The sequence below is a fragment of the Halomonas flagellata genome, assembly GCF_022487945.1.
Classification (GTDB): Bacteria; Pseudomonadota; Gammaproteobacteria; order Pseudomonadales; family Halomonadaceae; genus Halomonas; species Halomonas flagellata.
This window is the reverse complement of record NZ_JAKVPY010000030.1, coordinates 14,269-37,796: the sequence shown is the minus strand read 5'-3', so window position 1 is coordinate 37,796 and position 23,528 is coordinate 14,269. Positions and strand designations below refer to the sequence as shown.

Genomic DNA, 23,528 nt, shown 5'->3' with positions numbered 1-23,528 from the left:
TATCACGACCCGCCCTGGTTACAGTGTATCGGCTTCCGCGGAGAATGCGCGGCTCCAGTGACGAAGATTCATCCGCCGTCGTCGGCATGGCCGCGCAGCGGCGACCGGCCCCCTTCACGAATGGAAGCCCGTACCGAGGACGGTTTCCACTGCCTCCATTATGAGGCTTATCGGGGTGTCCGCTCCAATTGGACCACTTCAGTTTTCGGCGCCAAGAACGGTGCCGAGTCGTTGGCCGGGGAGCCTGGTAGCGCATCGGCCGGGACATGGGCTGACGTTGCACAACAAGGGGAGCCCACGGGCATGGCGCATGGGTGAGAATCGCTCGGCGGCGTCTATCCCTTGCGACTCCTGTCGATCTCGGCCTGCAGCGCCTGCATCAGCTCCTCGATGCTATTGATGCCCTGCGCCTTGAGCGTGCTTTCCATGTCGCACCTGGTTGCCACACGGGGCGGTATTCGCCGTTCGGCGGCCTTGCGGCCGCCCCGGCGAAAGCCGGCCTGGATCGGCTCCAGCATGAAATCGATCTCGTCCTCGTCCAGCTTTTCAGGGTCGAAGTGGCCACCCACGGCTTCCAGTAGCATCTCGCCGTGCTCGTCGCCTCGCCCGCCGGCGGCTTCCTTGAGTGCTTCGAAACCACCGATGCCACCGATATCCTCCGGCGGGCAGGCCATGGCGCCATTGATCAGCCGCGGACAGGGGTTGGTCTCGGCGAGGCCGGTCTCTTCCACCACAATGCGATGCACCCAGTCGTCGTCGAAGTCGTAGAGGTAGTGGAAGGTGTTGTCCTTCAGCCGCGAGGCAATGGTCTTGAGCTTGGCGTTGCGCGCCAGCGCGATGGGCCGGTCGCTCCAGTCGTCCGGCTCGCCATAGTAGCGGCCGTTGCACTCGAACTCGAAGAGGTGGCAGTCGCACCAGCCCATGGCGGCCTGGATGACCTCGTGCAGGCGGTGCAGGTTGATCTGCTCCGGCACCAGCACGCGGCGCCAGACCAGGGGATCGGTGTCGAGCAGTTCGATACGCAGGCGAATATCAGGCATGATGAGGGGGCTTGATCAGGCTCTCGGCAGGAATGCCGAACATGTCGTGAAGTTTCCAGACCATGGCGAGGGTCAGGTTGCGCTTGCCGTTCAGGATCTCATAGACGCGGTTGCGTCGGCCAATGGCGGGTTCAAGATCCTTGGGCGTGAGGCCCTGCTGCTCCATGCGAAACTTGATGGCCTCGATGGGGTCCGGCAGGTCTACCGGAAAGTGCTTGGCTTCATAGGCCTCGACGAGCGTCATGAGGATCTCGAAGCGGTCGCCCTCTTCGGTGCCAGGTTCCGGTTCATTGTCGAAGTAGGCGGACACTTCCCGCAGGGCGGCTCGGTAGTCGTCCTCGGTGCGAATGGGGCGAATATCCATGGGTTACTCCATCTCTACGGTTTCGGCATCCACCTTGTCGTACTCCGCGTGAGTGCCAATGAACTTGATGTAGACTGCTCCGAACCGGTAGGCAACGGCGACGATCAGCCGATAGTCGTTACCCTTGATGTTGAACACGACGCGCTTGTTGCCCACCGGACTGGCGCTCCGGTACTTGGCCTTGATGTCATGCGCATCTTTCCAGTCGGCATGCTTCACCTCATCGATCCAGGCTTCCAGTGGCGCCTTTGCATCAGGGTGTTGCGCCCAGAAGTCACGCAGGTTCTTGATGGCGATGATCCTCATCCACCCATCATGTCCCAATGTGGGACCATGCGCAAGGCAAGACGTTCCCAAGGCAGCCCAGGATGGCAGCGAAACGCACGCAGCCCCCTGCAGAGGCAAGCGCGGAGCGGCATCGACGGCACCTGCTACGGCCCGGTGGCCGAACGCATCCACGGCGTCGACGAGTGCGTGGAGATCGCCTCGATCCGCCACGTGCTGACCACCTATGCGCTGTTCATCAGCCGCGCAGCGGCGCTGGCCGAATCCGCCAGCAGCAGAGCGTGACATGTCATGGAGGGGGGGGGGGGGTAAGGAGGGAAGAGCCTAAGCCGAAATGGAGGTGGCCCCGACAGCCACATCCCGGCACACGCGTCCACCACTACCGTTGCTCCCTTCCGGGCCTGGCGGGGTTTGCGGTTTAGCGTTGCGGGAGGACCGACGGGGCCACCACAGCGGATGCTTCCCGAGCCTGGCTCGAGGCATCAAACTCGACGTCGCATCAAGGGCTTGTCGAGTGCGCGGGCACTATAACAGCGGCCCGCCATGGCGGCAAGGGGTGGCACCCGTCGGAACGCTCGCGCGGCGACGCGAGGATGTCACCCTTCGCCCCCTGGTGTATGGTGAGGGGTATTCTCTTCCTTCCGACAGTCACTCCCGTCAGGGAGGAATCATTCATTGCCGACATCTGGAGGCGCCCCATGAAGAAGGATCCGAACAAGGGCTACATCGCCCTGCTGGGCTGGAGCCTGAATGCCATCGAAGCCGCCGAGAACTTCGATAGACGCTATGTGGTGGTGGCGCCCGACTGGGCCGAGGAGTACTGCGAGAAGCACGACATTCCCCACGTTTCCTGGAACTTCGAGCGCCTCAACGACCGCTCCATGGAGATCGCCGAGACGCTCAAGGAGATGGGCGTCGACGTGGCCATTCCACTGTTCGAGGAGACGGTGGAGTGGGCCGGTGCCATCAACTCGCTGCTGCTCGACAACCCGCGGCTCTACGGCCAGTCGCTGCTGCTGCGTGACAAGGCGCTGATGAAGCGCCGCGCCCAGTTGGGCGGCATCCGCGTGGGCATCTTCGAGGAGGCCCACGACAAGGGAGACGTCATCCGCTTCCTCAAGCGGGTCAACCAGACCCTGCTCAAGCTCGACGGCGACCCCAACGACCCCATTCACCTCAAGGCCTTCGACAAGGCCGGCTGCCTGGGCCACCGGGTGATCCGTACCCCGGACGAGGTCGATACCATTCCCGAAGAGGAGTTCCCGGTGCTGATGGAGTCGCACCTGGACGGCTGGGAATTTGCCGTGGAGGCCTGGATCCACAACGGCAAGATCGCCTTTCTCAACATCTCGGAATACGTGACCCTGGGCTACTCGGTGTTCGTGCCCGCCTCGCCGGAACTCGAGAAGTATCGCCCCCAGATCACCGCCCAGATCGAGAAGCTGATCAAGGCCTTCGACATCGAGTTCGGCCTGATCCACCCCGAGTACTTCGTCACCAGCGACGGCGAGATGTACTTCGGCGAGGTCGCCTACCGGCCGCCGGGCTTCAAGGTCTTCGAACTGCTCGAGCGGGTCTACGGCTTCAACGCCTACCAGGCCAGCATGCTGGTGTTCGACCCCAAGTCCACGCCGGAAGAAGTCAGCGCCTTCTTCCCGAAGGAAGTGGTCGATGCCGAAGGCTACGCCGGCTGCTTCGGCGTCTACCCGCGCCGCCGGGTGGTCAGCAAGCTGGAGATTCCCGAAGAGGTCGAGGACGACCCCTACTTCGAGTCCCACGAATTGACGCCGCCGATGGAGGAGACCGTCACCAAGCGGACCGCCTTCGGCACCCACTGGGGGCTGATCTACTTCAAGGGCGACGAGGCCGCCCGCATGAAGGAGCTGCTCAAGCATATGGAAGAGCTTGATTTCTATGTCTGATCGAGGCGTCATGGGGATGATGACAGCCTGACGACAAGGAATCGGCGTGACGACGCACCGACATACGCAAGACACAAGCGAGCCGGCAGGCGACGACAAGCTCGCCGGCCTGCTGGTGAAGCTCGATGACGCGACCACCCTGCTCGCCAAATCACTCGACTTCGCCAAGCCAGGGAAACTGCCCCGGGTGCTGGACACCGCGCGTCGCGTGCTGCTCCAGGAGGGCGGCGCCGCCGCCGTGGAGGCCCGTGCCAGGGCACTGGAGGAGGCCGGGGTCTTCCTCGGCTCCGACTGGGAGACACCCCAGTACCTGGTGCCTTCGCTCACCACCCATGCGCTGAAGAGCGCCGATCCCAACACCGTGGTGATCGAGGCCCTGAGCGAGCTGCGGCTGCTGGCGGTGGCCAAGGGCGAGTACCTGCATCCGCTGGTCTCGGCGGAGCAGGCCCACCACTACCTGACCCAGGTGATGGCGCTCAACCTCTGGCTGCTGTTCGGCGCGCCCAGCGAGGCCGAGCGCGAGACCCAGGGTCGCCTGGCACAGATCCCGCGCCACCTGTTCCGCCACCTGGCCGAGCGCATCGGCTACGAACACATCATCGACAAGCTGATCGAGGAGATCTGGCGGATCCTGCAACAGCGTCCGATCCAGGTCGAACCGGTCAAGCAGATGATCACCCAGATCGCCATCTGCCAGTCCAACCCGGCGATCGACCTGGGCACCAGCGGCCAGGGCGCCGACCGCCTGGTCAGCTCGCTGTTCGGTCCCACCCAGGCGTGCCGCGAGGATCCGGGGCTGGAGGTCTATCGCGAACGACTCTCGAGCATGGACAGCTCCGCCCTCCAGAGCGAGGCCACCGGCTTCGCCCGCGCCATGCACGATACCGGCCTGGTATCGCCCTACCATCCGGTGCTGCTGCGCCACCTGCTCGACCATGGCGACCACCTGCTCGCCGAGGCGCTGGGGCTCTCCTCCACCGGCCGCGACTGCCTGCTCTGCTACCGCGAGCTGGTCCACGCCCTGATCCGCGGGGGCGTCCACTCGGCCACCCCCCAGGCAGCCTATGGCCTGGCGCTGATGCTCGAGCGCGGCATCCTCTACCAGCCACCGGTGGCCCCGGCCATGTGGCGCCAGTTGGGGCTCTCCCTCTCGGAGTGGTCCCAGGCACGCCTGAACCTGGCCTATGGCGAGGCCATCTCGCCGCGGGCGCGACTGCTGGAAGGCGTGCTGTGCATGCTCGGGCAGCCGCTGGGCGTGGGTCAGGGCAACAACCCCACCTGCCAGTCGGCCAGGGCGCTCTCCATGTGGGCCTACAACGACCCCGACTACCTGCTGCAGATGGTGGCCTGGGCGGCCCGCGACGACGAGATCATCATGCACTTCGAAGGCATGCCGCTCTCCTCCATGGCGAGCCTCTCCGGCGTGGCCCAGACCCTGCCCATGGACCTGGACCCGGTGTCGCTGATCGTGGTGCCGCATCTGGACCGCATCTATGCCGAGATGGGGCGGCGCTGCATCGGCCGCGAGGGCGACCCGCACCGCTGGGTGAACCCGGAATTCCACGGCTGGTGGTCGGGCCGGGGCTTTCGCATCAATGTCGACGTGGCCACCGGGCAGCTGCACGAAGTGGACACCTTCCTGCGCCACTTCTATGCCAGCTACCACCCCTACTACAACGGCAACCAGCCGCTGATCCACCCGCAGCCGGCGGGCATCGCCGTGACCGACAGCGCCGCCCGCTTCATCGGCTGGCACGCCATCACGGTGCTGCGGGTCTCGCTGGACCCGAACGACGTCATGCGGGTCTACTTCTTCAACCCCAACAACGACAGCGGCCAGGACTGGGGTGACGGCATCCAGGTGAGCACCGCCGGCAAGGGAGAACGGTTCGGCGAGTCATCGCTGCCCTTCGAGCAGTTCGCCTCGCGCCTCTACATCTTCCACTACGACCCGCTGGAGCGCGGCGAGCTGGCCCAGATCACCCAGGAGGAACTCGACCGGGTCACCGGCTACATCCACCGCAGCTGGGGGGTCGACCGTATCCCGCCCACGGGCCTGCAGGCCGACGAGGGGCCGTAAGGCGCCTCTGCCCCGCCCATGCCGCGCCTCGACCAACTGCTCGTCACCCAGGGCCTGGCCCGTTCCCGTACCCGCGCCCAGCGGCTGATCCGCCATGGCCGCGTCAGCCTGGCCGGCACTGGCCGGGTGCTGACCAGGCCCGGCGAAAAGCTGCCCGACGAGGCGCAACTGACGGTGACGGAAGACCCCGAGGAGCGCTACGTCTCCCGTGCGGGGCTCAAGCTGGAGGCACTGCTCGAGGCCCTGGGGCTCGACCTCTCCGGGAAGCTGGTGCTGGACGTGGGCCAGTCCACCGGCGGCTTCACCGACTGCGCGCTACGCTTCGGCGCCCGTCATGTGATCGGCGTGGAGGTGGGCCACGACCAGCTCGACCCCGAGCTTCGCGGCGACCCACGGGTGACCTGCCTGGAGGGGCTCAACGCCCGCGCCATGGCGGGCGAGCCGCGGCTGTGCGGGGCCCTGGCGGCGCAGGGTGCCGAGGGGCCCGATATCGCCGTGATTGACGTCTCCTTCATCTCCCAGACGCTGATCCTGCCCGAGCTCGCCGCCCTGCTCGCCCCCGGCGGCGAACTGCTCAGCCTGGTCAAGCCACAGTTCGAGGCGGGGCCCGGGGGCGTCAATGCCCGCGGTATCGTCAGCGACCCGGCCCGCTACGGCGAGGTGGAGGCACGCCTCCGCGCCTGCTGCGACGCGCACGGTTTCAGGATCCTGCACTGGCGAGAGAGTCCGCTGCTCGGCGGCGACGGCAACCGGGAGTTCCTGCTCCACGCCACGCTCGGCGCCCCCCTCCCCGACCACGGGAAGTGAAGACAGACCTCAGCGTCCGCCATCGCCGCCACCTCCGTCTCCGTCGTCGAAGGCGCCGGGATCGCCCCTGGCCCCGGGCGGCGGGAAGGCCGGATCGGTCACCCGGCCGGGCGTGGCGCTCTGCACCTTCTTCACCGTCCCGTCGGTGCGATGCAGCCACACATCGAGCTGGTTGAAGGCGATATCGACCTCGTGCTCTGCGAACAGCTCGCCCACCCGGCAGTTGATCTCGTCGGTGGCGAAGAGCCGGTCACCGAGGCTGTTGACGAAGATGCGCAGCTCGAAATTGAGGGTGCTCTCGCCGTAGTCCATGAAGAACACCTGGGGCTCGGGGTCGGCCAGCACCCGCGGGTTCTCGTCGGCGGCCTGTCGCAGCAGGCGATGCACCAGGCGGTGATCCGAGCCATAGGCGACCCCGTAGGCGAGCACCACCCGGGTGATCGTATCCGACAGCGACCAGTTGATCAGCTGGTCGGTGACGAAGGTCTTGTTGGGGATGATGATCTCCTTGCGGTCGAAGTCGGTGACTGTGGTAGCCCGGATGCGAATCTTGCTCACCGTGCCGGTCAGGTTGCCCAGGGTGATGGTGTCGCCGATCCGCACCGGCCGCTCGAAGAGGATGATCAGCCCCGAGACGAAGTTGGCGAAGATCTCCTGCAGGCCGAAGCCCAACCCCACCCCCATCGCCGCCACCAGCCACTGCAGCTGGCTCCAGGCCACGCCCAGGGTCGCCAGGGACATCACCAGGCCAGTACCGACGATGGCGTAGGAGAGCAGCGAGGTGATGGCATAGGCGCTGCCCTGCTTGAGTTCCAGGCGCGACAGCACCATCACCTCGAGCAGCCCCGGCAGGTTGCGGGCCATCATCAGGGTCAGCGCGAAGACCAGCAGCGCGGTGAAGATATCGGCCACCGAGAGGGCGCTGGTGACCAGGTCGGCGTCCTCGCCATCGCCCCAGATCGCCACCTGGTCCAGGTAGCGCAGCACCGTCAGCAGATCCGCCCAGACCAGGTAGAGCAGCACCGCGAAACCGATCAGCAGGATCAACTTGGACAACCGCAGCGACTGCTGGTTGATCTGCTCCATGTCCAGCGGTGGCTCCTCCACCACCTCGAGCCCGCCCTCGGCCCCCTCCTGCACCTGGGCACGGCGCCGTGCCAGGGCGCGCCGGAAGGCGAGGCGACGCGCCGCCACCGCCAGCCCCCGCACCACGGTGGACTCGACCAGGATCCACAGGCCCAGCAGGTAGAGGGTGATCACGAAGCGCCCCACCAGGCTCAGCGCCGTGTATTCGTAGCCGGCGACGATCAGGCCGATGAAGACCAGCGGGACCGCGGCCATGGTCAGGCCGAGAATCAAGCGGAACAGCTTGACCCCGAAGAAGGGCGTATGGGCGAGGATCAGCCTGGCCGCCAGCACGCTCATCGCCACCAGGCCACCGAGCAGCAGCCCGAGCGCCAGCGGGCGCTGGGTCAGGCTGATATCGCCGCCCCGCGCCAGGGTCGAGATCAGCAGCACCGGCACCAGTGCCACCCCCAGCCACAGCAGCAGCCAGCGCAGCCGGGCGACGTAGCCCGCCGGCCAGTAGAAGTGCTTGGTGGCCACGCCGTCCCTCACCAGCAGACGCCGCGACCAGGCGATCACGGCCCAGGCCAGGGCGAGATGCCAGAAGGCCTGGCCGAGCCCGATGGCGATACCATGGCCCCCCGCCACCAGCGCCACGCCCACCCCGGCCAGCGCCAGCGGCCCGGGCAGCGCCAGCAGGGCGTTCAGGGCCACCGCCTGGGGCGTATGGCCCTGGCTGTCGCTGCGCAACCGGCCTATCTGCTCGTGCAGCACGGCGAGCCGGGCCTGGATGCGCCGGCGGCACCACAGCAGCACGGCCACCACCAGCAGCAAGGGGACAGCGAGGAGCGCCTCGGCGCCGGGCATCCGCCAGTGCACCGGCAGCACCTCACGCCATTCACCCTCCTCCCATTCGGTGAGCAGGTGCGAGGGCAACTGGCGAAGCCAGGACAGATCCAGCGGCCGGGTGTTGGCGATCCAGAACAGCTGCTCGTCGATGGTGGTGCGCAGCTCCCGTGAGGTTTCCAGCAACTGCTGCTGGTTGAGCTGCAGCTCGATGGCGGCGCTGAGCAGATTGCCGTAGGACTGCTCGAGCTGGTCGACCAGCTCGCGACGCGACTGGTAGAGGCCCTGCAGCGACTCGACCAGGGCGGGACTGATCTCGATGCCCGCCTCCTCCAGGCGCTGGTTGGCCAGCCGCTCGCTCTGCCGCAAGGCGTCGCGCTGGCGGACCAGGTCGAACTGGCGCAGGCGCAGATCGGCGATCTCGTCCTGGAGGTCGCGGCGGGCATCCACCTGGGGCAGCGAGCGGCGCTGCTCGCGCAGGATCCGCGACAGCAGCAGGCTGCCGCGGATCGCCTCGATCTGCTCGTTGAGGCTGCGCTGCAGCTGGCGCACATGGTCGAGCTGGCTGCGGATCGCCAAACTGTCCCGCACCAGGCTGTTGTTGCGGTCGTTGGCGCGCAGCAGCTCCAGGCTCAGGTCCCGGTTGATCTGCTGGGCCCGCTCCAGCACGGGATGTCCGGCCTCGAGCAGCGGATCGTCCCGCGCGGCATCGGCGATCGCCTGCTCCGAAGCGATCCTGCGCTTGCGCTCGATGACGCTCTGCAGCAGCGCCAGTTCGGTCTCCTGACGCGTGATCTGCTGCGACAACAGGTCACGCCGCTGCTGGGCCAGCTCGCGCAAGCGGGTGTTGGTGCCCAGCTCACGCTGGTGCAGGCGCAGGGTCTGTTCCGCCAGACGCCGCTCGACCCGTTGCCGCCAGAGCCGCGGATCATCCTCGGCCAGGTCGCGCACCTCCAGTTCGTCCAGCGAGCGACGCGACGTCTCGACGGCCTGCATCGCCTCGGCAATCGCCTGCTGGGCCCGCTCGGGCAGGGTCTGGGCGGAGAGCAGCTGGGAATTGACCTCGGCGAGACGATCCTGCAGCTGCTGCAGCTCGAGCACCGCCTCCTGCTGGCGATATTCGAGTTCCTCCAGGGGCTCGTCGTCCAGGCCGGTGGCGGAGAGTGCCGCGGCCTCCTCCTCTTCCTCCCGCAGCTCCCGCTGCAGGCGCAGCAACTCGGCCGGCGCCTGCTCCACCCGTTCCTCCAGGGCCTGCAGGCGCTCCTCCGTCTCGGCCAGTCGCTCCAGCCCCTTCAGGGTCGCCTCGAGCGCCTCGACACGGCGTTGATCGGCATCGCCGAGGGACTCGCCCTCCCCGGGCTGCAATGCCGCGAGGCGCTCTTCCACCACGGCTCGCTCGGGCAGCGTCTCATCGGCGCGGACCTCGAACGCCACACACAGCAGCAGCAGCGTCATCCACCCGACCATGGCCCGCCTGATATGCTCCCACCCCCGGGAGACTCGCACACGTCGCATCCTGATCACTGACTCCCTTGGGCAGAATCCTGGCCGAGCCGGCCGCCAGGAGCCTGTCGGATTCGACCGATCGTCGCGAGAAACACGGATTTCGAGACAAGTTTATCGATCTGATGAGGCGAATAGCGCGCTATTTAACGAATCAGATCAAATGAAATTGGCCGAAAGCCCGGGTTTCCAGCAGATCAGCGTTAAGTCCGACAGGCTCCCAGGCTTTGTCCGAAAAGTCGGCGAGCGATGGCCAGACAAGGCAAAAATCAGCGCAAAAGCGGAGTTTACGTGGATGTAAATGAGCATTTTAAGCTGATTTTTAACGCCGTATGGGCGAGCGCAGGCAGTTTTCGGGCAAAGCCTAGGGCCAATTCTCGGCTTCCCGGCGCCGCAAGGCAATGCGTCGCCACCTGGCCACAGGGGCGTCGCCCCATCGCCACGGTTGACTTGCCCCCCCGGCATGGTAGAAGAGCGGTCATATGCCACACACGGTCGACGATGCCATGATCCCCCCTCGTTCAGTCTCGCTGCTCGCCCTGCCACTGCTGCTGCTAGGGCCGGCCTCCCTGGCCCTGGCCGAAGCCGAGCGTCTCACCGCGGACGAGCGAGCCGCCATCGAATCGCGCGTCGACGCCCTGAGCAACGAACTCGACTCGCTGCGCCAGCAACTGGCCGAGGATGACCGGCAGGCCCGGGACGAGGCTTCCGACCCGGCGGAGCGACTCTCCGCCGAGATCGAACAGGACCTCGAAGCGGTGGAGGAGCGTCGCGAGCTCGAGAGGGAGTCCTCACGCAACCCCTACGCCATCACCATGCACCGACGCAACTATCTGCTGCCGCTGAGCTACAATGACAACCCCAACAGAGAGGGCTTCGACAGCGACAGCACCACCACCGATCGCACCGAGATAAAGTTCCAGTTCAGCGCCAAGGTCAACCTGGCCGAGGACCTGTTCGGCGGCAATGGCGACCTCATCTTCGCCTATACCCAGCGCAGCTGGTGGCAGGCCTACAATGACGACGCCTCTGCGCCCTTCCGCGAGACCAACTTCGAACCCGAGGTCTTTCTGGACTTCGATAGCCGCTGGTCGCTGCTCGGCTGGACCAACATCAACAACCGCCTGGCCTTCAACCACCAGTCCAACGGTCGCTCCGGTGACCAGTCTCGCAGCTGGAACCGGGTGATCCTGACATCGACCTTCATCAACGGCGACTGGGCATTCAGCCTGGCGCCCCATTGGCGAATCCCTGAATCCGCAGAGGATGACGACAACCCCGATATCGAGCGCTTCGTCGGCTACGGCGATGTCACCGTCGCCCGCCGTTTCGGTGACCAGGAACTGAGCCTGCTGTGGCGCGGCAACCCCGGTACCGGCAACATGGGCACCCAGCTCGACTACTCCTGGCCACTGTTCGGCAACGTCCGGGGCCACGTCCAGTATTACTACGGCTTCGGCGAGAGCCTGATCGACTTCGATCACCGCACTCATCGCCTCGGCATCGGTTTCAGCCTCAACCCCCTGTTCTCCGGCAGCCGCATGGCCCGTTGAGACGGGCCCGTGAACCAGTGGCCCGGCCTGTCGGACGGAGCCGGCCGTATTGAAGTCACCCCGGCGGCTGCTATGCTGAGCCTGTCATTCACCGTCAGAGGAAGACCCCGATGGCAAGCCGAACCCCCAATACCCATGAGTCCGCCCAGCAGCTCAAGGAAGACCTGCACCACCTGACCCAGACCATCGAGGAGCTGGTCAGCGCCACCGCCGACGATTCCCGCAGCAACATCAAGGAGCTGCGCGAGCGCGCCGAGAAGCGCCTCAAGGATACCCGCGACCGCCTCGAGGCCCGCGGCGAGCGGCTCTACGGCGAGACCCGCGAAACCCTCACCCACCAGGCCGACGCCTTCGATCGCTATGTGCACGACAACCCCTGGACCAGCGTCGGCATCGGCGCCGCGGTGGGGGTCGTCGTCGGCATGCTGATCGGGCGTCGCTGATGGCGGAGAGCCAGGGACCGGCACAGCGGCTGTTCACCGCCGGCAAGCGCCTGCTGGGCAGCCTGCTGGCCACCGGCGAGACGCGGCTGCGCCTCGCCGTGCTGGAACTCGAGGAGGAGCGTGCCCGGCTCGTCACCCTGCTGCTGCTCGCCGGGCTGAGCCTGCTGCTGCTGCTGCTCGGCCTCGCCGTGCTGACCCTGCTGGTGGTGGTGATGTTCTGGGACAGTCACCGCCTCGTCGCCATCGGCCTCAGTGCGCTGATACTGCTCGGCAGCGGTGTCGCCCTCGCCCTCTGGGTGCGCCGCCTGGCGCGCCGCCGCACCCTGCTCGCGAGCACCCTCAAACACCTGGCGACCGATCGCGAACTGGTGGAGCGCTCACGCCATGACTGACACCGCCACGCCCCGGCTCCCGGCCCGACGCGCCGATGTCGACCGCGCCGACCACAAGGCACGGCTCGAGGCCGCCATCGAACAGCAACGCATCGATATCCTGGTCGAGGCCAGTCGCTGGCGCGAGGCCGGCCACTACCTCGACGACGGCTGGCACAAGCTGATGCAGGCCAGGACCCCGCTGTTGATCGGCGGTGGCCTGCTGCTCTATCGCGGAATCCGCCATCCCGCTTCGGTCGCCCGCCTCGCCCGGCGCCTGGTGGCCGGTGCGCTGCTGGTCAGCCGTGCCCGGCCCCTCCTGCGCCTGATTCGCAGGGTGACCTGATCTTCCCCCACCCGGCCACGGAGCGCGCATGACCGACCCACCACCCGACGACCCCGAGGCCCGGGACGACAATGGCCTGTCCGCCCGGGAACCGGCCGCGGTGATGAACACCGGCGATGCCCTCGCCCGGCTCGACACCTGAGGAGATGCCCATGGCCATCGCCATCACCCTGCATGTACTCGCCGCCGTCATCTGGGTCGGCGGCATGTTCTTCGCCTGGATGATCCTGCGGCCCGTGGCCATGGGCCTGCTCGACCCGCCGCAGCGGCTGACCCTGTGGCGACAGGTCTTCCAGCGCTTCTTTCCCTGGGTCTGGGCGGCGCTGATCGTGCTGCTGGGCACCGGGCTGTGGATGCTCTTCGCGGTCTTCGGCGGCATGGGCGGGGCCCGCTGGCATGTCCACCTGATGCTGCTGACGGGGCTCGCCATGATGGCGATCTTCCTGCACGTCTGGTTCGCCCCCTACCGCCGGCTCGCCCGGGCCGTGGCCGCCGAGGAGTGGCCGCAAGGCGGCCAGCAGCTGGCACAAATCCGCCGGCTGATCGGCATCAACCTGATCCTGGGGCTCGTCACCGTGGCCATCGCCTCCGGCGGCCGTTTCCTCTAAGCGACCCGGCGGGGCCTTCCGGCTAGGCTTTGCCCGAAAAGTCGGCGAGCGATGCCCAGGGCTAGGCCCGTTCCCGACGGGCCCACGCATTTCCCACATCCGTGTGGGTCACAAGGCAAAAATCAGCGACAAATCGTCAGGATTGACGATTTGGGCAGCTCAGCTGCTCGAAGAGCGAGCGACAAGGATGTCGCGAGTCCAAAGCGGAGTTTACGTGGGTGTAAATGAGCATTTTAAGCTGATTTTTAACGCCGTATGGGCGAGCGCAGGCAGTTTTCGGACAAAGCCTAGATCATCGCCTCGGCCGGGGTCCTGGCATGCCCACCCGGCACCCACTTCATCCAGCTATCGCCCCGGCTCAGCCGTTTCTCGAGGAAGCGCCGGGTCCGGGTCTGGTTTTCACTGTGGTCGCGGGCCCACACCGCCAGGGTGGCCGTGAACAGGGCCGTCAGGGCCATCTCCTCGACCCGGGCACGACGGCTGCCATAGCGGGCCTCGAGCGCGGCCGCCTCGCGCAGCCACTGGATGGTGCGCGAGAGGTCGAAGACCATCGGCACCCAGGTGTGCAGGTGCGGCAGGTGCGCCTTGGTGCGCAGCATCTCCACGGTGACCCGGCGATGGGCGGCGAAGGCACCGAACCAGGCCAGCAGGCAGTGCTCGAGGCGCGACTGCTCGGGCCAATGGGCGAAGCCCTCGGGCTTCTCGTCCAGCATCGCCTGCCAGCCGCGCCGAAACCAGGCGTTGGCCACCGCGTCGAGATCCCGGTACTCGGCCAGCACCCGGCTCATCGGCACCCCGAGGCGGGCAGCCACCTCGGTCAGGCGTACCGCCTGCCAGCCGAGAATCTCGCCCTGGCGTACCGCTTCCTCCACGACGCGCTCGCCAAGCGCTGTCTCGTCGACCCCCGGCTCGTGATGGACGGAAATCATGCTCATGTCTGCCCTCTCAAGTTGTCTCCCACCTGAGAGCAGCATAGACCCGGAACGCGGTGGTGGCTGTAGCGCAAGCCGAGCCAAGGCTTTGTCCGAAAGCGAGCGATGGCCAGGGCTAGGCCCGTTCCCTACGGGCCCACGCATTTCCCACATCCGTGTGGGTCACAAGGCAAAAATCAGCGCAAAAGCGGAGTTTACGTGGGTGTAAATGAGCATTTTAAGCTGATTTTTAACGCCGTATGGGCGAGCGCAGGCAGTTTTCGGAAAGCCTAGAGGGAATTGCCGCAGGCGACACCCGATGCCCAGGCCCACTGGAAATTGTAGCCACCGAGTTCCCCGGTGACGTCGAGCACCTCGCCGATGAAGCGCAGCGGCGGCAGGCCATCGACGGCGAAGGTCTTCGACGAGATCGCCCGGGTATCGACGCCGCCCAGGGTCACCTCGGCGGTACGCCAGCCTTCGGTGCCGGCGGGCTTGAGGCGCCAGTCGCCGAGACGCGCTGCCCAGGCGGCGAGCTCGGCATTGGAGCGCTCGGCGAGCACCCCGTCGCCGCCATGCCACTCGATGAGCGCCTGGGCGAGCCGCCTGGGCAGCCGTTCGGCGAGCCAGCTCGAGAGCTGGCGCCGGGGGGTGTCGCGACGCGCCGCTGTCAGCGCCCCGCAGGCATCGAGTCCCGGCAGCAGGTCGATGGCCAGTTCATCGCCCGGCTCCCAGTAGCTCGATATCTGCAGCATGGCTGGCCCGGAGAGGCCGCGGTGGGTGAACAGCATCGGCTCGACATAGCGCCCCCGCGGCTCGCCGTCGCGCAGCGTTCGCACCCTCACCTCGCAGGAGACACCGGCCAGGGCGGAGGCCCGCTCCTTCCAGTGCGAGGTGAGGGCGAAGGGCACCAGCGCCGGGCGCGTCTCCGTGACCGCCAGGCCGAACCGGCGGGCGATGTCATAGCCGAAGCCGGTGGCCCCCATGGAGGGAACCGACAGGCCTCCCGTGGCCACCACCACCGCGCCAGTGTCGATGCGTCCGCTCGAGGTCTCGAGCCGCATGCCCTCGCCCACCCGCTCGATGCCCTCGACGGCGGTCGCAAGGCGGATCTCCACCCCGGCCCAGTCGCACTCGGTGAGCAGCACGCCGAGCAGCTCCCTGGCCGAGTGGGCACAGAACAATTGACCCGGCGCCTTCTCCACGTAGTCGACGCCATGCCGCTCGACCAGCTCGACGAAGTGCTCGGGGCGGTAGCGCTTCAGCGCCGAGATGCAGAAGTGGGGGTTGGCGGAGAAGAAGTTGGCGGGCGTGGTGGCCAGGTTGGTGAAGTTGCAGCGCCCGCCGCCGGACATCAGGATCTTCTTGCCGGCCTTGTTGGCGTGGTCCAGCACCAGCACGCGCCGGCCGGCATAGCCGGCGGTGAGCGCGCACATCAGGCCGGCGGCACCGGCGCCGATCACCACGACATCGGGTTGGAGGGGCATGCGGCGTCACCATCGCTATCGACAACAGGGCCAGCGATTCTACCAGAGTGGCCGAGCCCCGCCATCGGCAAGGCGACATCCCCAGGGCTATCGCAGATAGCAGCATTGCTCGGGGCTGATCCGCCGGCAGGCCTGCGAGGAGGCGCTGTAAACCCCTCCATGGGCGCTACCGACGCCATCCATGGCGTAGGACCTCCTCTTCGGCCTGCCCCCGGCGCCCCTCGCGACAGTCAACTGCGATAGCCCTGGCGCTCCCCGCTCGGGTATGAGAAATCCCATGCGGCAGGAAGCAGTCATTTGGCCCATGCTCGACAGAAGTAAAAGCATACGTTTTGAAAAGAAAAGCTACAATCAAACGGAAACGGCAATCATCGGGTGCGCCAGGCACATAACGTTACAAGAACGAGTGCCCTTGTATCGCCAGAGACACCCGATGCACCGGCAGCAGAGGGAACACAGGGGGATCTTCGTCATGCAGGCTCATGACTATGTACTGGTTGTGGTTCGTAATCTTCAGGAAACTCACGAAAACGACTACCATCGCGTCCTGCGCCAACAGGGTTACCATGTCGAACTCGTCGGCGCGGGGCAGGACCCGATTCCTACCATGACGGCACGGCCGCCCATCGCGGCCTGCTACCAGTTCGATTATCCCGACCTGCAGGGGCTGGCGGATCTGCGCCAGGCCAAGCAGCGGGTCGCCTCGGTCCCGCTGCTGATGGTGACCCAGGCCCATTCGGAGAGCCTGGCCGTCTGGGCCTTTCGCAGCCGGGTGTGGGACTATTTCGTGCAGCCCGTGGACCTCGCCAGGTTCCTGGAGGTCATGAAGACGCTCTACCAGCTAAGGGTTCCCAGGCACAGCGCCAAGGAGTCCCGGAAGGCCATGGAGGTGCACAACCAGATTCCCGCCGAGGCGCGAATCCGCTTTCCGGCGCCCGGCGACCAGGAGGCGCGGCTCGACCTGGCCATCACCTTCATCGATCAGCACCTGCACAGGAAGATCGCCCAGGCCGAGGTGGCCGAGAGCTGCGGCCTCAGCGCCTTCCAGCTCAGCCGGCTGTTCAGGAAACTCACCGGCAGCACCTTCCAGGACTATCTGCTCAGGCGCCGCATCACCGAGGCGCAGCGCCTGCTGGCCAACCCCAGGGTAACGGTCACCGATGTCTGCTTCAGCGTCGGCTTCCGCGACCTCTCCTACTTCACGCGCACCTTCCAGAAGCATGTCGGCCATACGCCGACGGCCTATCGCCAGACGCTGACCGTCAAGTATGGCAAGTTCGTGCCCCTCGCCGGGAGCGAATCGGTATGCAGCTGGCAGTCGGGGCTCTCCGATAGCCACCTGGCCATGATGAAACACCATTCTCCCTGCCTGGCGCGGTAAATGGTGGCCCCTGAGCCTTCCCGCGAATATCTCGACGATGGCGGCATGTTCGCCGAAAAAGGCGCCGAGGCCGCCCTATGGGGTCAGACCCCGGCCGAGTCATTGGCCCGTCATCGTGCGCTTGGCGAGCCGATGCGACGCCGCCGGGGTCTGACCCCGCAGGGCCTCCTGGCGTCGGCGCTCATCTCCTGATCGACCTCAACCATTCGACCTCAACCATCTATTTTTTCAGCTATCCAGGGGAGATCTCGAGCAAGATCCCTCGACAGCCGCCGTCACCGAGCCACCGGCGACAATCCATCTGCAAGACGTCCGCACGATCAAACAACCAAAAAGGGCGCTGGCTGCAAGGCAGTAGCCAACGCCAAGGGGACTCGGGCTGTCTAGTCCACCAGGACCGGTATTTCCGCCGGGATGCCGTAGTTCTCGCCCCCCGTCTGGCCCTTGGGTTCGTGATAGTCGCAACTCGGCAGGAAGTAGATACTCATCTTGCGCCATTCAGCTGGCTGGTCATCCTCGCTCCGGAGCCAGAAGTGGTCGACGAAACTGTCCCAGCGTTCCTGCCCGACGGCACTGGTGCTCTCCCAGTCACCGGGCCATTCTACGCCTTCGGCATCCAGCTCCAGGCCCATTCGCTCGGGAGCGAACTCGTCGATCTTGTTCTCCTGGGCATTGCTGACCGCCCACACGACATGCACCGTCACGATTCCTACTAGCCGATTACTCGGCGCCACCCCATCTTCGCAATCAATCACCGGCAGGGTCAGGGTCCAGGTCCTTTCCCGGTTCGTCTCGTTTACCCAGCGGTCATAGAATGCCTGAAACGCCGACTGCACCTGGCCGTTGTTGGTGGCGATATCCTCGCCGTAGTACATCTCGTTTTCGTTGCCATCGCCCTCTACCAGATCCCGCAACTCGTTGGCATTGGTGGCGCCACTCTGGTCGTGCTCGAAGTTGGTCCAGCCACCAGTCTGGTCACCATCGGGAATGAAGCGGCCCATGTCACAGGAGAAGTTGCCATCGGGATTAAGCAGTGCCTGCTTGCACAGGGCGATCGGCTGATCCACGTCGAGGGGACGGAGCGTGCCGGCAAAGCCGATATAGGCCACCGACCGAGCGCTGACATCATAGCCTTCAAAGCCTAGCACCCGGCCGAAGAAGGCCTCCACCTGGGTCTGCTGCCGGGCCGTGACCACCTCCACCGCGTTGATGAAGGGCTCGAAGGGGTCGTACTGATCGAGCTCAGCCGTTGACTTTTCGGACAGATTCACCGGCGTCAGGGAGTCGTTGGGCGTAAAGGTACGGTTGGCGAAGCTCCAGTGGCCACGCAGCGCACTGATCACTTCCGACGGGGAGCTCTGGCTGTTGTTGGCCTGGGCTGCATCGGTGGCGATCTGGTTGGCGCCGGGATTTACCGAGCTGCCGTCATCGGTATAGAGAAACCGGGCACCCGCCAGGGAGCCGGCATCGGCGGCGTTGTGCAGCTCGTTTCTCGCCACGAAGAGGTTGCCACCATCTACCGACAACGCCATGAACCCGAGAAGAATAAGCAAAGATACGGCGACGAGCACCACCGACACCCCTTGCTGTCGACTGCTTGATCCCCAACGACGGCTGACTTTTTTCATGTTATGACTGTTCATAGCTACTATTCCGCCCGCATGTTGGTTACAGCCTGGATTTCGATCAGATTCCCCAAGGTACCGATAAATCCTGGCAGGAGAAGGAACTGATAGGGGTAGTCGACGGTCACGACAACCTCACTGCCCGGCGACATACTCGCATCGGAACGTGTGATGTCGATTGTCATTTCCGCCGGCCCACCAAGCGATATCAGATACTGTTCGGCATAGTCACGAACAGCTTGCTCGATGGCGTCATCCTCGGCGGCGATATCCCGGGGATCAGGCCGAAACAGGATCCCCGTCCTCGCCCCTTCCCGACTGGCATTGGTCACTACTGCCTTGTCATACAACGCAACGCTGAACTCGATGATGCCGAACAGAAGAATGAACAACAGGACTGCCGTGAGGGCAAACTCAACGACCTCAGCCCCTTTCTGCCTGTGTAATGAGCGTAGCTGTTTCATGCCCGTATCCCTCCTGCCCGTTCATGGCCGCCTCTCCCAGAAGAGGCATTAGTTGGACGATGGACTACCATTACGCCGTAACAGGCTGTCGAGGTTGCGGGCATTCTCGCTGGCGGTGATGTAGTAGGCCGGTGACAGGCGCATGGCTTCCTGGAAGAAGTCCATGGCGTCCATGTAGTGCCCCTCGAGCATCGAGATATAGCCGATATCGTTGTAGGCCTTGGCGCGGTCGCCGTTGCGGGCCACGGCCTCGATGGCCGTCTCGTGATCGCCTTCCCGGGCATAGACCAGCCCCAGGTTGCGCCAGGCCAGCTCATAGCTGGGGTTGGCGCTCACCGCTCGACGCAGCGACTGGCGCGCCCCCGCCCAGTCGCCGGCCAGGTAGCGCGAGTAGCCCAGGTTGTTGAGTACCAGTGGCGTGCCGGGGGCGACTTCCAGCGCCTTCTCGAAGTGCTCCTGGGCCAGGCCATGCTCGCCGTCCATGTCGGCGATCACCCCCAGGGCGTTATACGCCTGCCAGGGAGCATTGCCACGTGCGACCAGCGGCTCGAGGCGCTGTCGGGCCCCTTCGAAGTCGCGCTGCTCGAGCAATGCGATACCCAGGGCGGTCCCCGCCCCCGGGTGGTCGGCATCGATCTCCAGCGCCCAGCGATAGGCCTTCTCGGCCAGGTCGTGGTTGCCTCGGCCATGGTGGATGATGCCGACGCGATAGAGCGGGTCGGCCTGGGGGCGCTTCTCCATGCGCAGCCCGCGCAGGTACTCGAACAGCGCCCGATCCGGGTCGCCGGCACTCATTGCCGCGTTGCCGTTGCGGTAGGCCTCCTCCGGCGAGGCGACCGGGAAGGCCGTGCCGTACTCAACAGAGGAACCGCCGTTCCCCAGCGCCGCATAGGGGTCCGAACCAGCCTGTTGCTGGGCGCTGGTCGCGCAGCCGCCAAGGCCCAGGATCAGCATCAAGGTCGCACTGGCGGTTACGTTTCTTCTTGTCAACATGACAGCAACTCCCTTTTAGTATCAGTAAGTGTTACGACGACCCTCTGGTTGGCGGCCTCTGGCTTGGTTATTGATTCAGTGGCGTATTAGCGAACGCGGCAATCACTCCCAGAATGGGCGGCCCCAGCGTCACCAGCATGAAACTCGGCAAGATGCAGAAGATCAGCGGAAAGAGCATCTTGGTACTGATCTTGGCCGCTCGCTCCTCGGCCTCCTGGGTGCGCTTGTCGCGCAGTTCCACGGCGTAGAGCCGCAACGTCATGGCGATGCTGGTGCCGAAGCGCATGCTCTGCAACAGGGTGGTGACAAGGCCGCGAATGTCATCCACGCCGGTGCGTTCCTCCAGGTCGCGCAGGGCGGCCTTGTTGTCCATGCCGGCCCGGGTCTGCAGGCCGAACAGGTGCAGCTCCTCGGCCAGCTCCAAGTGGCTCACCTCCAGGTCGCGGGCCACCCGCTGGATGGCCGCCCCCAGGCCCAGCCCCGCCTCGCTGCACACCACCAGCAGGTCGAGCGCATCCGGCAAACCCCGGCTGAGCAACAGCTTGCGGCGCTTGATGGTCCACACCAACCAGTAGCGCGGCAGCAGGTAGCCGGCAATCGCCAGGCAGGCCAGCATCAATGCCCCGACGTTCAGCGGTACACGGAGAAAAGGGAGTGTCATAAGCAGCAGCAGCGGGGGCACTACCATGAGCAGCAGGCGCACGCCGAAGAACAGGTTGACCGCGCCGGGCGAACGCTTGCCGGCATGGCGCAGGTCCCGGGCGATGCGGCTCCTGGCCTCCTCTTCGGTGGGCACCAGCCGCTCACCCATGGGGCCCAGCCACTGGCCGATGCCCGACTCCCCGGCGGCGGTGCCAGTGGCGGCGCTGGCCTCCAGGTGGCGCAGGCGCCGGCGCAGGGGGTCGGAGACCCCCATCACCACCATCATCAGGGCAATTAACAGGGCGAAGATTGCCAGGCCGAGCATGGCGGCAAAGCCCATCTGCACTGCCCATGGGTCTTCCGCCAGCTCAGTCAAAGGTTGCAGCCATGCCAAAATGGTTTCCATGTCGCGCCCTCCTCAGACCTCGATGCGCACGATCTTGCGCAACCATAAAATCCCGATGACGATCATCACGAAGGCCCCCACCACCAATTGCCGCCCGACCGGATCCTCGGTCAGCATGGGGAGAAATTCCGGGTTGACGAGCATGAGTACACCACCCAAGCCAAAAGGCAGCAGCGAGAGAATCCACCCGGCCATTCTCCCTTCCGCCGAGAGGGTGCGCACCTTGCGCCGGAAACGGAAGCGGTCGCGCACCACGGCGGTCAGGCCGTCGAGCAGCTCGGCGAGGTTGCCGCCGGTCTCCTTCTGGATCAGCACCGAGGTGACGAAGATCATCACCGTCACGCTCTGCACCCGCCGCAGCAGGCCGAGCATGGCGCCTCGCATGTCACCCCCGTAGCTGATCTCCATGAAGGTGGTGCGGAACTCGCCGGCGATGGGCTCGGCCAGCTCCTCGGCGACCAGGTGCATGGCATCGCTGAAGGGGTGGCCGGCGCGCAGCGCCCGGGCCATGACGATCAGGGCATCGGGCAGCTGCTCCTCGAAACGGGCCAGGCGCCGCTTCCGCGCCCGCATCAGGCTCAGGAAGGGCAAGGCCGCCACCCCCAGCCCCAACAGCACGCCCAGCAGAGGCTGGGGCAGCAGGAGGTAACCTGCCACCCCGGAGATCCCTCCCAGACAGACCGAATAGAGCACTACACGGTAGGCTGGGGTCTCGCGGCCGGCCTGCTCGATCAACTGCTGCACGCGCTCCATACCGGGCAGCCTTTCAAGCACTCGCTCCAGGGGCGATAGCTTGCGCAGGTACTTGCGCCGCACCAGGGAAACCCCACTGCGCTCCGCCTCAGCGGAGATCACACGCAGGCGCTTCTTGAGCCGCTTCTGCACCTGGCGGTTCTCGCCGAAGGCCGGCACCAGGAAGCTCTGCATCAGCAGGAAAACGGCGATGAAGATCATGCCGATGACGATCACCTCATCGGAGAGCTGGATGTCCAGGCCGATCAGATCCATGAGCGCTGCCCTCCGCTGTTCTGGAAGATCTCCAGGCCCGGATCGAGCCCGCGGCGCTTGAGGTGGTCATGGAAGCCGGGCACCACTCCGGTGGCCAGGTAGCGCCCGACCACCTTGCCCTCGGCGTCGACGCCTTCCCGCTCGAAGCGGAAGATCTCCGACATGGTGATGATCTCGCCCTCCTGGCCGTTGACCTCCTGCACGCTGACCAGGCGGCGCACGCCGTCCTCCTGGCGCTCGATCTGCACCACCACGTCGATGGCCGAGGCGATCTGCGAGCGCAGCGCCTGGGCCGGCAGCTGGTAGCCGCTCATGGCCACCATGTTCTCGATCCGCGTCAGGGCATCGCGGGGGGTGTTGGCGTGGATGGTGGTCAGCGAGCCATCGTGGCCGGTGTTCATGGCCTGCAGCATGTCGAAGGCCTCGCCGCCGCGCACTTCGCCCACCACGATGCGGTCGGGGCGCATGCGCAGGCTGTTGCGCACCAGGTCGCGCTGGCTCACCTCGCCCTTGCCCTCGATATTGGGCGGCCGGGTCTCCAGGCGCCCCACATGGGGCTGCTGCAGCTGCAGCTCCGCCGAGTCCTCGATGGTGACGATGCGCTCGTTGTGGGGAATGAAGCCCGAGAGCACGTTGAGCAGGGTGGTCTTGCCGGCGCCGGTACCGCCGGAGACCAGTACGTTGAGCCGCGCCTTGACCACCTTCTCCATGAGCCGGGCGATCTCCGGCGAGAGGCTGCCGTACTCGACCAGGCGCTCCACCCCCAGGCGCTCCACCGCGAAGCGACGGATCGACAGCATGGGGCCGTCGATGGAGAGTGGCGGAATCACCGCATTGACCCGCGAGCCATCCTTGAGCCGTGCATCCACCATGGGCGAGGACTCGTCGATGCGCCGCCCGACGCTGGAGACGATGCGGTCGATGATGGTCATCAGGTGGGCATCGCTGTCGAAGCGCAGCTCGGTCTGCTCCAGCTTGCCGCGGCGCTCCACATAGATGGGCGTGGTGCCGTTGACCAGGATGTCCGACACCGTCCCGTCGGCCAGCAGCGTCTCCAACGGCCCGAGCCCCAGCACCTCGTCCTGCAGCTCGGTGACGATGCGCTGGCGCAGCGCGGCATTGAAGGGCAGCGTCTCCTTGCTCATCAGCGACTCGCAGACCTGTTGGACCTGCGACCTTGCCTCGCGCTCCTCCAGGGTGCTGAGCAGGGTCAGGTCCATCACCTTGACCAGTTGGCGGAACAGCCGCTGCTTGTACTCCTGTTCGGACTGGGAGAGCCGGCCGGGCCCACGCCCCCCCCAGCTCGAACGTGGCTCGGCGTCTCCGGTGGAGGTCATGCGTTCACGCAGGTTCATCGCTTCTCTCCTTGCTCTTGCCT

22 protein-coding genes and 1 other RNA gene are annotated in these 23,528 nt (G+C 65.9%); 10 read left to right on the top strand and 13 right to left on the bottom strand.

The window, feature by feature from the left end:
• Nucleotides 1–335: 335 nt before the first annotated feature.
• From MKP05_RS18920 to MKP05_RS18910, 3 genes are read right to left on the bottom strand one after another with little or no spacing between them, the layout of a single operon-like run.
• Nucleotides 336–1,040 carry a plasmid pRiA4b ORF-3 family protein gene (locus MKP05_RS18920; protein ID WP_240569707.1) on the bottom strand — a complete coding sequence of 235 codons (705 nt, stop codon included), beginning with the start codon at nt 1,038–1,040 and terminating at the stop codon, nt 336–338.
• Nucleotides 1,033–1,404 (bottom strand): helix-turn-helix domain-containing protein, encoded by a 372-nt coding sequence (locus MKP05_RS18915; protein ID WP_240569705.1) that lies wholly within the window; start codon nt 1,402–1,404, stop codon nt 1,033–1,035. The genes MKP05_RS18920 and MKP05_RS18915 overlap by 8 nt, the downstream gene beginning before the upstream one ends.
• 3 nt (nt 1,405–1,407) lie before the next feature.
• Entirely contained in the window at nt 1,408–1,710 is a 303-nt protein-coding gene (locus MKP05_RS18910; RefSeq protein WP_240569704.1) for a type II toxin-antitoxin system HigB family toxin, read from the bottom strand.
• A 27-nt stretch (nt 1,711–1,737) separates the two neighbouring features.
• Between MKP05_RS18910 and MKP05_RS18905 the strand changes: the two genes are divergently transcribed.
• Nucleotides 1,738–1,974 (top strand): hypothetical protein, encoded by a 237-nt coding sequence (locus MKP05_RS18905; protein ID WP_240569703.1) that lies wholly within the window; start codon nt 1,738–1,740, stop codon nt 1,972–1,974.
• A 59-nt stretch (nt 1,975–2,033) separates the two neighbouring features.
• On the opposite strand, the gene ffs is transcribed toward MKP05_RS18905, so the two are convergent.
• Nucleotides 2,034–2,130: signal recognition particle sRNA small type (ffs, locus tag MKP05_RS18900), an RNA gene on the bottom strand.
• 257 nt (nt 2,131–2,387) lie between these two features.
• On the opposite strand from ffs, the gene MKP05_RS18895 reads away from it, so the two are divergent.
• Genes MKP05_RS18895 through MKP05_RS18885 form a run of 3 tightly spaced genes read left to right on the top strand, consistent with a single transcriptional unit; the run spans nt 2,388 to nt 6,498 of the window.
• Entirely contained in the window at nt 2,388–3,611 is a 1,224-nt protein-coding gene (locus tag MKP05_RS18895) for a carboxylate--amine ligase (RefSeq protein ID WP_240569701.1), read from the top strand.
• Between the two features lie 46 nt (nt 3,612–3,657).
• On the top strand, nt 3,658–5,691 hold the full coding sequence (locus tag MKP05_RS18890) for a hypothetical protein (protein ID WP_240569699.1): 2,034 nt from the start codon (nt 3,658–3,660) through the stop codon (nt 5,689–5,691).
• Between the two features lie 18 nt (nt 5,692–5,709).
• Entirely contained in the window at nt 5,710–6,498 is a 789-nt protein-coding gene (locus MKP05_RS18885; protein ID WP_240569698.1) for a TlyA family RNA methyltransferase, read from the top strand.
• Nucleotides 6,499–6,507: 9 nt separating this feature from the next.
• Here the strand turns inward: MKP05_RS18885 and mscK are convergent, their stop codons facing one another.
• Nucleotides 6,508–9,864 (bottom strand): mechanosensitive channel MscK, encoded by a 3,357-nt coding sequence (gene mscK / locus MKP05_RS18880; RefSeq protein WP_240569714.1) that lies wholly within the window; start codon nt 9,862–9,864, stop codon nt 6,508–6,510.
• A gap of 530 nt (nt 9,865–10,394) precedes the next feature.
• Between mscK and MKP05_RS18875 the strand changes: the two genes are divergently transcribed.
• The 5 genes from MKP05_RS18875 to MKP05_RS18855 all read left to right on the top strand — a co-directional run bounded on the left by MKP05_RS18875 (nt 10,395) and on the right by MKP05_RS18855 (nt 13,233).
• Complete coding sequence (locus tag MKP05_RS18875; protein WP_240569696.1) at nt 10,395–11,465, top strand: phospholipase A; 1,071 nt, start codon at nt 10,395–10,397, stop codon at nt 11,463–11,465.
• 110 nt (nt 11,466–11,575) lie between these two features.
• On the top strand, nt 11,576–11,908 hold the full coding sequence (locus MKP05_RS18870) for an ElaB/YgaM/YqjD family protein (protein WP_240569695.1): 333 nt from the start codon (nt 11,576–11,578) through the stop codon (nt 11,906–11,908).
• The gene (locus tag MKP05_RS18865) at nt 11,908–12,300 is read left to right on the top strand and encodes a phage holin family protein (RefSeq protein ID WP_240569694.1); all 393 of its coding nucleotides are present in this window, start codon (nt 11,908–11,910) and stop codon (nt 12,298–12,300) included. Before MKP05_RS18870 ends, MKP05_RS18865 begins: the two co-directional genes overlap by 1 nt.
• Complete coding sequence (locus MKP05_RS18860) at nt 12,293–12,625, top strand: YqjK family protein (protein WP_240569693.1); 333 nt, start codon at nt 12,293–12,295, stop codon at nt 12,623–12,625. The genes MKP05_RS18865 and MKP05_RS18860 overlap by 8 nt, the downstream gene beginning before the upstream one ends.
• 152 nt (nt 12,626–12,777) lie before the next feature.
• Nucleotides 12,778–13,233: a DUF4149 domain-containing protein gene (locus MKP05_RS18855; RefSeq protein ID WP_240569692.1), complete on the top strand. Its 456-nt coding sequence runs from the start codon at nt 12,778–12,780 to the stop codon at nt 13,231–13,233.
• A gap of 287 nt (nt 13,234–13,520) precedes the next feature.
• On the opposite strand, the gene MKP05_RS18850 is transcribed toward MKP05_RS18855, so the two are convergent.
• Complete coding sequence (locus MKP05_RS18850) at nt 13,521–14,168, bottom strand: TetR/AcrR family transcriptional regulator (protein ID WP_240569691.1); 648 nt, start codon at nt 14,166–14,168, stop codon at nt 13,521–13,523.
• Nucleotides 14,169–14,434: 266 nt separating this feature from the next.
• Nucleotides 14,435–15,631 (bottom strand): BaiN/RdsA family NAD(P)/FAD-dependent oxidoreductase, encoded by a 1,197-nt coding sequence (locus MKP05_RS18845; protein ID WP_240569688.1) that lies wholly within the window; start codon nt 15,629–15,631, stop codon nt 14,435–14,437.
• Between the two features lie 607 nt (nt 15,632–16,238).
• Here MKP05_RS18845 and MKP05_RS18840 point away from each other — a divergent pair.
• Nucleotides 16,239–17,012 (top strand): helix-turn-helix transcriptional regulator, encoded by a 774-nt coding sequence (locus MKP05_RS18840; RefSeq protein ID WP_240569686.1) that lies wholly within the window; start codon nt 16,239–16,241, stop codon nt 17,010–17,012.
• 383 nt (nt 17,013–17,395) lie between these two features.
• On the opposite strand, the gene MKP05_RS18835 is transcribed toward MKP05_RS18840, so the two are convergent.
• The 6 genes from MKP05_RS18835 to MKP05_RS18810 all read right to left on the bottom strand — a co-directional run bounded on the left by MKP05_RS18835 (nt 17,396) and on the right by MKP05_RS18810 (nt 23,505).
• Entirely contained in the window at nt 17,396–18,640 is a 1,245-nt protein-coding gene (locus MKP05_RS18835; protein ID WP_240569684.1) for a pilus assembly protein TadG-related protein, read from the bottom strand.
• A gap of 20 nt (nt 18,641–18,660) precedes the next feature.
• Nucleotides 18,661–19,101: a TadE/TadG family type IV pilus assembly protein gene (locus MKP05_RS18830; protein WP_240569682.1), complete on the bottom strand. Its 441-nt coding sequence runs from the start codon at nt 19,099–19,101 to the stop codon at nt 18,661–18,663.
• 48 nt (nt 19,102–19,149) lie between these two features.
• The gene (locus MKP05_RS18825) at nt 19,150–20,094 is read right to left on the bottom strand and encodes a tetratricopeptide repeat protein (RefSeq protein WP_240569681.1); all 945 of its coding nucleotides are present in this window, start codon (nt 20,092–20,094) and stop codon (nt 19,150–19,152) included.
• Nucleotides 20,095–20,161: 67 nt separating this feature from the next.
• Nucleotides 20,162–21,142 (bottom strand): type II secretion system F family protein, encoded by a 981-nt coding sequence (locus MKP05_RS18820; protein WP_240569680.1) that lies wholly within the window; start codon nt 21,140–21,142, stop codon nt 20,162–20,164.
• Between the two features lie 12 nt (nt 21,143–21,154).
• Nucleotides 21,155–22,150, bottom strand: a complete 996-nt coding sequence (locus MKP05_RS18815; RefSeq protein ID WP_240569679.1) for a type II secretion system F family protein — start codon at nt 22,148–22,150, stop codon at nt 21,155–21,157.
• Entirely contained in the window at nt 22,141–23,505 is a 1,365-nt protein-coding gene (locus MKP05_RS18810) for a TadA family conjugal transfer-associated ATPase (protein ID WP_240569678.1), read from the bottom strand. Before MKP05_RS18810 ends, MKP05_RS18815 begins: the two co-directional genes overlap by 10 nt.
• Between the last annotated feature and the right edge of the window lie 23 nt (nt 23,506–23,528).

Bases quoted from the DNA above. Each gene is read 5' to 3' on its own strand.
- MKP05_RS18895 (WP_240569701.1), top strand. From the start codon at position 2,388: ATGAAGAAGGATCCGAACAAGGGCTACATCGCCCTGCTGGGCTGGAGC.
- MKP05_RS18910 (WP_240569704.1), bottom strand. From the start codon at position 1,710: ATGAGGATCATCGCCATCAAGAACCTGCGTGACTTCTGGGCGCAACAC.
- MKP05_RS18845 (WP_240569688.1), bottom strand. From the start codon at position 15,631: ATGCCCCTCCAACCCGATGTCGTGGTGATCGGCGCCGGTGCCGCCGGC.
- mscK (WP_240569714.1), bottom strand. From the start codon at position 9,864: ATGACGCTGCTGCTGCTGTGTGTGGCGTTCGAGGTCCGCGCCGATGAG.
- MKP05_RS18815 (WP_240569679.1), bottom strand. From the start codon at position 22,150: ATGGATCTGATCGGCCTGGACATCCAGCTCTCCGATGAGGTGATCGTC.
- MKP05_RS18830 (WP_240569682.1), bottom strand. From the start codon at position 19,101: ATGAAACAGCTACGCTCATTACACAGGCAGAAAGGGGCTGAGGTCGTT.
- MKP05_RS18835 (WP_240569684.1), bottom strand. From the start codon at position 18,640: ATGAAAAAAGTCAGCCGTCGTTGGGGATCAAGCAGTCGACAGCAAGGG.
- MKP05_RS18860 (WP_240569693.1), top strand. From the start codon at position 12,293: ATGACTGACACCGCCACGCCCCGGCTCCCGGCCCGACGCGCCGATGTC.
- MKP05_RS18920 (WP_240569707.1), bottom strand. From the start codon at position 1,040: ATGCCTGATATTCGCCTGCGTATCGAACTGCTCGACACCGATCCCCTG.
- MKP05_RS18885 (WP_240569698.1), top strand. From the start codon at position 5,710: ATGCCGCGCCTCGACCAACTGCTCGTCACCCAGGGCCTGGCCCGTTCC.
- MKP05_RS18820 (WP_240569680.1), bottom strand. From the start codon at position 21,142: ATGGAAACCATTTTGGCATGGCTGCAACCTTTGACTGAGCTGGCGGAA.
- MKP05_RS18915 (WP_240569705.1), bottom strand. From the start codon at position 1,404: ATGGATATTCGCCCCATTCGCACCGAGGACGACTACCGAGCCGCCCTG.
- MKP05_RS18905 (WP_240569703.1), top strand. From the start codon at position 1,738: ATGCGCAAGGCAAGACGTTCCCAAGGCAGCCCAGGATGGCAGCGAAAC.
- MKP05_RS18855 (WP_240569692.1), top strand. From the start codon at position 12,778: ATGGCCATCGCCATCACCCTGCATGTACTCGCCGCCGTCATCTGGGTC.
- MKP05_RS18840 (WP_240569686.1), top strand. From the start codon at position 16,239: ATGACGGCACGGCCGCCCATCGCGGCCTGCTACCAGTTCGATTATCCC.
- MKP05_RS18850 (WP_240569691.1), bottom strand. From the start codon at position 14,168: ATGAGCATGATTTCCGTCCATCACGAGCCGGGGGTCGACGAGACAGCG.
- MKP05_RS18810 (WP_240569678.1), bottom strand. From the start codon at position 23,505: ATGAACCTGCGTGAACGCATGACCTCCACCGGAGACGCCGAGCCACGT.
- MKP05_RS18865 (WP_240569694.1), top strand. From the start codon at position 11,908: ATGGCGGAGAGCCAGGGACCGGCACAGCGGCTGTTCACCGCCGGCAAG.
- MKP05_RS18870 (WP_240569695.1), top strand. From the start codon at position 11,576: ATGGCAAGCCGAACCCCCAATACCCATGAGTCCGCCCAGCAGCTCAAG.
- MKP05_RS18875 (WP_240569696.1), top strand. From the start codon at position 10,395: ATGCCACACACGGTCGACGATGCCATGATCCCCCCTCGTTCAGTCTCG.
- MKP05_RS18825 (WP_240569681.1), bottom strand. From the start codon at position 20,094: ATGTTGACAAGAAGAAACGTAACCGCCAGTGCGACCTTGATGCTGATC.